This is a genomic window from Arthrobacter sp. SPG23 (genome assembly GCF_000876655.1).
Lineage (GTDB): Bacteria > Actinomycetota > Actinomycetes > Actinomycetales > Micrococcaceae > Arthrobacter.
This window is the reverse complement of record NZ_JYCN01000002.1, coordinates 77,855-84,351: the sequence shown is the minus strand read 5'-3', so window position 1 is coordinate 84,351 and position 6,497 is coordinate 77,855. Positions and strand designations below refer to the sequence as shown.

At 65.2% G+C, this 6,497-nt stretch carries 7 protein-coding genes; all 7 read right to left on the bottom strand.

Annotation, left to right across the window (positions count from 1 at the left end):
• Positions 1-370: IS110 family transposase (locus TV39_RS01250; protein WP_144406266.1), on the bottom strand; the 370-nt coding region annotated here is incomplete at its 3' end.
• Between the two features lie 315 nt (positions 371-685).
• A complete protein-coding gene (locus TV39_RS01245; RefSeq protein ID WP_043477204.1) occupies positions 686-1,462 on the bottom strand; it encodes an SDR family NAD(P)-dependent oxidoreductase in 777 nt (258 codons plus the stop codon).
• 58 nt (positions 1,463-1,520) lie between these two features.
• The gene (locus TV39_RS01240) at positions 1,521-1,952 is read right to left on the bottom strand and encodes an ATP-binding protein (RefSeq protein WP_043477201.1); all 432 of its coding nucleotides are present in this window, start codon (positions 1,950-1,952) and stop codon (positions 1,521-1,523) included.
• Positions 1,952-2,281 carry an STAS domain-containing protein gene (locus TV39_RS01235; protein WP_043477199.1) on the bottom strand — a complete coding sequence of 110 codons (330 nt, stop codon included), beginning with the start codon at positions 2,279-2,281 and terminating at the stop codon, positions 1,952-1,954. Before TV39_RS01235 ends, TV39_RS01240 begins: the two co-directional genes overlap by 1 nt.
• A complete protein-coding gene (locus tag TV39_RS01230; protein ID WP_043477196.1) occupies positions 2,278-4,278 on the bottom strand; it encodes a glycosyltransferase family 2 protein in 2,001 nt (666 codons plus the stop codon). Before TV39_RS01230 ends, TV39_RS01235 begins: the two co-directional genes overlap by 4 nt.
• Entirely contained in the window at positions 4,275-5,426 is a 1,152-nt protein-coding gene (locus TV39_RS01225; RefSeq protein WP_052500452.1) for a PP2C family protein-serine/threonine phosphatase, read from the bottom strand. Before TV39_RS01225 ends, TV39_RS01230 begins: the two co-directional genes overlap by 4 nt.
• Before the next feature lie 261 nt (positions 5,427-5,687).
• Positions 5,688-6,344 carry a hypothetical protein gene (locus TV39_RS21265; protein ID WP_144406265.1) on the bottom strand — a complete coding sequence of 219 codons (657 nt, stop codon included), beginning with the start codon at positions 6,342-6,344 and terminating at the stop codon, positions 5,688-5,690.
• Positions 6,345-6,497: the final 153 nt, after the last annotated feature.

Below are 6,497 nucleotides of genomic sequence, written 5' to 3'. Positions count from 1 at the left end.
GCAGCGCTTCCTCGTCCGGGTCCGGGATCCGCACTTCGGTGACTGAGCCGACCGCGAGCATTTCGGCCAGCACCCGGGCGTCACGCCGATCAGTTTTGATCCGGTCCCCGGGAGCACGGAGCAGTTTCGAGGACGCCGCAACGACGCAGTTGATGCCCGCGGCGCGCAGGTACCTGGCCAGGACGAACCCGCTCGGGCCCGATTCGTAGACGACCTTGAGCGGCGGGGTGAACCGGCCGAGCCACTCCAGCACCAGCGCAGGATCTGAGGCCATCGTGTGGTTGCTAATTTCACCGGTGGCGGGGTTCAGTGCATGGCCCACGACGTTCACTGCGTGAACATCCAGACCAATGAAAGTATGCTCAAACATAGCCGGGACCTCCCAAACTTCACATGTGGCACTACCATTGCACCCCCGACAAGCCGACAGGCCAAGGGAGCCGCCAACGGCAACCCACGGACCCTGTGAAACAGAAGGCCCCGGCCCCCTCGTCCTTGTCCTCGTCCTGACCCTGCCCGTCCGGGATAAGGGACATCACCGCCGGGAACAAGTCCTGCAGCGCCTCCCTCTACCCCAATAGGCGGCAAATCACAGGAAGCTGGCGCTGCCAGGACCGTCCGGCGATAATGGACCGTTGCCCTGACGGGCAGGAACCGTTCCACTTCATATCGTCTAGGCGGGCAGCTACTTCGCCGGCCGCCGCGGAGGCCCCGACGTGAACCGCGCGGGCAGCATCCTTGAGGCGGCTGCGACCATTTTGTACCGCTTCGTGGGGATGGAAACCGCGCGGCCGCGTTCGTTGTCCGCCAGTCCCTCGCGGACTACCCGATCGGCGTGCAGCCACAGCCAGCGCGGGGCCACGGTCTTGTCCATGCCCATGCGTTCGTGGAATTCGGTGTGGGTGAAACCGGGGCACACCGCAGTCACCTTCACGCCGCTCCCGGCATAGGCCAGGTTGGCCCAGCGGCTGAACGTCACCTGCCACGCTTTCGCCGCCGAGTAACTCCCGCGGTTGGCGAAGGCCGCAACGCTGGCCACGTTGATGATCCTGCCCGAGTGGCGCGCCAGCATTCCCTGCAACGCCGCGTGGCACAGTTCCATGGGCGTCTGGACATGCAGCCGGAGGTGCCTGCGTTCCTCGTCCAGGCTGTTCTGGTCGAAGGGCTTCAGCAGGCCGATCCCGGCGTTGTTGACCAGGATCTCCACCGGACGCACCGGGTCGGAAAGGCGTTCGACGACGGCGGCCACCCCGGCGTCGTCCGTCAGGTCCGCGGACAGCACCTCAACAGTGATGCTGTAGTTGTTCTCCAGTTCATGCGCGGCGGCCCGCAGCCGCTCCGCGTCCCGCGCAACAAGCACCACATGGTGGCCCTGCTCGGCGAGCTGGCGGGCAAACTCGGCGCCAAGGCCCGCGGTGGCGCCGGTGATCAGGGCTGTGGTTCCGGGAACTTGTTCGGTCATGGCAGAAGCCTAATAGCCAGTTGCCCCTGGCGCCCCTCCCAGCCAGCGCCGAGATGAACTAACGCGTGGCCGTGGCTGCTGACTTGCGGCGGCAGAGCAGGGTCCAGCGGTTGCCCTTGTCCTCCTTGGCATAGGAAAACTGGTCCAGGGCCACCTTGGCCAGCGCCAGTCCGCGGCCGCTCCCGGACATGTCGTCGGGCAGTTCGGCCGCCCCCAGGTCAATGCCGGCAGGCCGGGCGTTGTCCGTGAATTCGGCATACAGCCGCTCCGGTTCGCATTCGACCGCCAGGACGAACCGGACGGGGTCGGTGCTGGCCGGCTGCGAATGCTCGATGATGTTGGACGCCACTTCGATGAGCGCCGTCTCGAACCGGATCCGGTCCATGGGCTCAATCCCGGGTTCGCCAACCCAGACTTCCTCCAGCAGCTCATGGATCAGCTCCAGGCTTTCGGGAACCGCGGCGGCCCGCAGGCCGAACTGGCTGCTCATCAATAGGCTCCGTCCACGGAGGCTACCGGCTGCAGCACCCTGTTCAGGTTGGTCATCTCCAGGACCGCCGTGATCTGCGCCGTGGGGTTGGCCAGCCGGAGGTCTCCGCCGGCCTGCCGCGTCTTCTTCAGGCCGGTAATCAGTGCGCCCAGGCCGGACGAGTCAATGAAGTCGGTGCCGGCCAGGTCAACCACCAGCCGGACTGTACCGTCACTGATGAGCGCGTCAATGTTGGCGCCGAGATGCGGCGCAGAGACCATGTTGAGCCTCCCCACCGGACGGATCACGCCCACGCCGTTGGCCAGTGTCTCATTGGTGAATTCGATCATCGACTTACCTCTTTCGTTTTGTTGCTGTCCAGCCAGGCATCATAGCCGGGGTAGCGGACAGCTTCGATGACCACGCTGAAGATCAGCAGGTCGAAGGCTATCCACACAAAGTTGACGGAACTGCCCAGGACATCTCCCTGGCCCAGCAGGAGGCGGATAACGCCCGCAACTGCAGCCAGGATAAGGACAGCCATGGCAATCAGCTGCGGCCGGACCAGGTGCCACGGCAGCCGGTTGCGTTCCTGCAGCGTCTTGGGGGTGACACGGAAGTCCAGGTCCCGGCCCAGGAATACGTTCCCGAACGCTGACGTGACGGACTTGATCCAGGTGGGGAAAAGCGCCAGGGAGTACTGCTGGCCGCGCCACGTCTTGACGCCGCGTCCCACCACCATGAACAGAATCTGGTTGATCACGAGGAACGGGATGAGCCGGAGGAAGAACTCGTTGCTCAACGACTGCACCGGCAGGATTCCGAGCACCAGGTAGATGACAGGAGCAGCAATGTAGGCCACGGCGGCAAACCCGGACAAATAGCTCCACATGGTTGCGAGGTACATCAGCCTCTGGGCCACGCTGAGCCCTTTTTGCAGCAGCGGATTCTCCCGGAACATCACCTGCATGGTGCCCTGGGCCCACCGGAGCCGCTGCGTCAGCATCGAGTCGAGGTCCTCGGGGGCCAGGCCGTCGGCCAGCTTTTCGTGGTGGTAGGCCGACTCCCAGCCGAGGGAATGCAGCCGCATGCACGTGGCCATGTCCTCGGTAACGGAGATGGTGGCCAGCGGCATCACGGCCTGCGCCTCGCCGGCCTTTTCGGCGTTCACGGAATCGATCAGGACGCGCACGGTTTCCACCGCTCCCAGCGGGGACCAGTCGCGCTGGGAAAGCCTTTCCAGCGCAACGTCGTCGACGACGGCGAGGGAGCCGTCGACGTCGATGGTCCGGGAAAGCCCCTCAATGGAGTTCAGCTCCGCATGCAGCGCCGCGAAGTCTTCCGCCACAAGGTTCCGGGCCACGGCGTCCACGCGCTCCTGGAAGCGGTACGTGACGTCGGCAATGGCCTGTCCCTCGCTGAGCTCACGCCGGACCTGCTGCAGGTCAGCCGCCACGGTGTTCAGTGCCGCGGCCAGCCGTTCCTGCCCGGGGCCAAGCTGGCGCCTCGCCTTGGCCACCACTTTGTCCGCCGTCTTGAGCGCCTTGTTCAGGGCAAGTTCCGTTTCCGAAACGTAGCGCATCACGCCCAGCTGCATCAGCGCTTCCCGGCGGATGATCGCGTTGGAGCCGCAGAAGAACGCGGCGTTCCAGCCGTCCTTGCCCTGCTGGATGGGGCCGTAGAACAGGGGCGCCTGGCTGCCCAGCGGATCATTGGGCGGCACATTCACGAACACCTGGGGAGTCTGGACCAAGGCCATCTTGCGGTCATTGAAGTAGCCCAGCGTATGGTCAAGGATCTTCGGGTCCGGCATTTGGTCGGCATCCAGGATGAGCATGAACTCGCCGTCGGTGGCGAGCAGCGCGTTGTTCAGGTTGCCGGCCTTCGCATGGCGCGGCCGGTTGGCCCAGTCCTCGGAGCGGGTGATCCAGCCAATTCCTTCGGCTTCGGCGATGGCCCGCAGTTCGGCGCGGTTGCCGTCGTCGAGGATCCAGGTCCTGTGGGGGTACTCAATGTTCCTGGCGGCCCGCGCCGTTCCCATGACGAGGTCCAGCGGCTCGTTGTAGGTGGTGATGAACACGTCCACGGTCAGGCCGGCGGGCGGTGGCGGCGCAGTGTCCCGCTGCCGGTACCGCCACATGGTGACGCCGAACAGCAGTGAGTCCAGCAGGGAGTAGGTCTCGGCCAGGACCAGCGGAACCGCGATCCACCATGCGTCCCAGTTGATCGAGACCATCCAGCGCCAAATGATGTAGTTCAGGCCGAGGATGGCCGTGGCCAGGACGATCAGCCTGATCGTCAGCTCCCGCAGAGTCAGCCCTCGCGGTGTCAGCTGTCGCGGTGTCATGGCTGCCTCCGTACAACGATTGCGGTTACGTCGTCCACCGAAGTGGCAGCTGTGGCCAGCCCGGCAATGGTGTCCACCAGATCGTTGGGATCGGGGTGTTCAGTGGCCAGCAGGGCAATGTGGCGCAGGGAGTCGTCCGCGCCGCCGAAGAGGTCGAAAAGCCCGTCGGAAAAGATCAGCATTGTTTCGGACGGGGCAAGCGTGAAGCTTCCCTGGCTCCAGCTGCCGCGCGGTTCGATTCCGAGCGGCAGGTCCGTGCCGGAAATCCGGCGGAACCCGCCGTCGGGAGCCACAACCAGGCAAAAACCGTGGCCCGCATCAGCGAAATCCACCCGGCCGGTCGACTCGTCAAGATGTGCGAGGAACACAGTAACGAAGATGTTGGTCCGCAGCAGGTCGCCGGTCACGATCCTGGCCAGACCGGACATTACTTTGTCCAGCCGGTAGCGGCCGTCCCGGTCGCGCTCGGTGAGTTCCGACGCCGTCCGCAATGCCGCACGCACGGTGGCGCCCATGATGGCCGCCGCGCTGCCCTTGCCCATCACGTCCGCCACGCCCAGCGCGGTCCCGTAGTCCGTCCTGGCCCAGTCGTAGTAGTCGCCGCCGACGTTGAATGACGGCGTGCACGTGGCAGCCAGCTCGTAGCCGGGCATGTGGGGCGTGCGGCCCGGCAACAGTGCCTCCTGCACTTCCTTGGCCCGGGCAAGGTCGGTCCGCTCAATGAGTTCAGCCTGCGCCCAGGCCGCGAGTTCCTGGAAGAGCTCAAGTTCATCCGGCCGGAATGCCCTGGGCCGGTCGTCATAGATGCAGAAGGAACCCACCACTTCGCCGTGCGTGTCCACCAGCGGTTCTCCGGCGTAGAAACGCACGTGGGCTTTGCCGGTGACGCCGGGCAGGTTCCGGAACCGCCGGTCCTCTGCCGCGTTTTCCACGATCAGGCGCTCACCCGTATCCGCGGTGGTGCTGCAGAAGACCGGGCTGAGCGGCGCCTGGCGCCCGTCAAAGCCGTCCGCAGACTTAAACCAGGCGGTGTCGCCGTCGAAAATGGTGATGGTGGCTATGGGTGCCCGGAACATCAGCCGCGCCATGCGCGTAATCCGGTCGAACCGCTCTTCCGGCGGGGTGCCCACAATCTCCAGGCCTGCCACCGCCCGGGCACGCCTACTGAGACGGTCCTGCGGAAGTCCCCATGCTTCCGGCCCGGATTGCACCACATTACGCCCCAGCACGCCCGGCTGTCCCCCTGGATCCTCGTCGGTTCAGTCAGCCGCCGGGTGAGGATCCGGCTCCGGTGTGAGACCGTGGAGCGGGAAGGGCGGACTGTCCTGAGTCACTCCAACAATATCCGCCCGGCACGGAAAAGGGCTAAGGCGCGGAGCGGATTATGGTCCCGGAACCGGGGTTCGGGGTCAGCCGGCTACGACTTCCTCCTGCGAGGGCCCCTCGGGTTCCGTCAGGTGCCGCTGATGAAGTTCCTCCGCGGCCAGTTCGTACCAGGTATGCGCCCCGAAGGAGGGGTTGCGGGTGTCCAGGTGCCGGTACAGTGCGTCGGCCAGTTTCCCGAGGGCATCGTCGGACAACGCCCGGACTGTGGAAGCGGGATCCAGGTTCCCCTCGAGGTACTCGGACAGCTCCAGGCCGTCAATGGTGCGCTGTTCCCCGGCAACTGCAGGACCTCCGTCGAGGTCGAACCCCGGGTTGGCGTCAGCTTCCAGGAGTGCGTTGATTTCCCCGTCAAGGGTGGACTCCGCGCCGCCGGCTAGCCCGGCGTGCTCAAGGCAGATGGGAAGTTCCGCGGGCTCGGCCAGCGTGAGCCGGAAAGCTTCGGGGCCGCCTTCAGCGTTCTGCCCGGCGATGTGGCGCAGGTACATCAGGACCTCGGGGTCCAGGTGCGACGCTTTGTGGAGGTCAACGGTGATGTCCTGCTCCGGCGAGAGCCGGCGGCCACGGCGCATGATGTGCAGCAGCACTGGGTAATTTACCTGGGTCAGGCATCCGGCGACTTCGAGGGTCACCCGTCCGGGATCAACATCCACACGGACCAGCACACGCAGCTTATGGTTCAAGGTTTCTCCCAATGAGACATCCAAGAGCCAGCTTCATAACTCACCTAAACCATACGAAATTGTTGTCCGTGCCACAAGCTGCCCGTCCCGCACGGCCATAGACCCCGCAGCCGGGTTCATCATGGGCCAGAACAGATGCACTCAGGCGGAGGC